Source organism: Aminobacter sp. P4_D5, from assembly GCF_056401815.1.
This window is the reverse complement of the sequence record NZ_JBFUIP010001445.1, coordinates 1-511: the sequence shown is the minus strand read 5'-3', so window position 1 is coordinate 511 and position 511 is coordinate 1. Positions and strand designations below refer to the sequence as shown.

Sequence of the window (511 nt, the reverse complement as noted above, 5' to 3'; positions counted from 1 at the left end):
CGGCCGGGCCGTCCTGCGCCACGTCCGGTCCGGCGCCGAGATCGTCGCAGTCGGCAAGCGGAAGGGCGCGGCGCCCGTCCCTCAGGCGAAGATCAATGCGCGGCTGGTCGCCGCCGCGCGTGCCGGGCTGCGAGTCGTCCGGCTGTAGGGTGGCGACCCCTTCGTCTTCGGCCGCGGCGGCGAGGAGGCCCTGGCCTGCGAGGCCGCCGGCATTCCCTGGCGCGTGATTCCCGGCATTTCCGCAGGGCTCGCAGCGCCCGCTGCGGCCGCCATCCCGTTGACCCATCGCGGCACCGCCTCGGCCGTGACCTTTGTCACCGCGCATGACGAGACGGGTGCCCTGCCTTCGCTGGACTGGGATGCGCTGGCCCGGACGGGCGGCACGATCGCCGCCTTCATGGCCATCTCGCGCCTGGACGAGTTGGCCTTGCGCCTGATTGCCGGGGGCCTGCCGCCTTGCACCCCCGTCGCGATCGTCGCCCAGGCCACGCTGCCCGGCGAGTCCGGGATC

At 74.4% G+C, this 511-nt stretch carries 1 pseudogene; it reads left to right on the top strand.

Features of this window, described 5'->3' with window-relative positions:
- Window positions 1–160: 160 nt before the first annotated feature.
- Window positions 161–511: pseudogene (locus tag AC1DWF_RS38880) on the top strand (SAM-dependent methyltransferase); the annotation flags it as partial.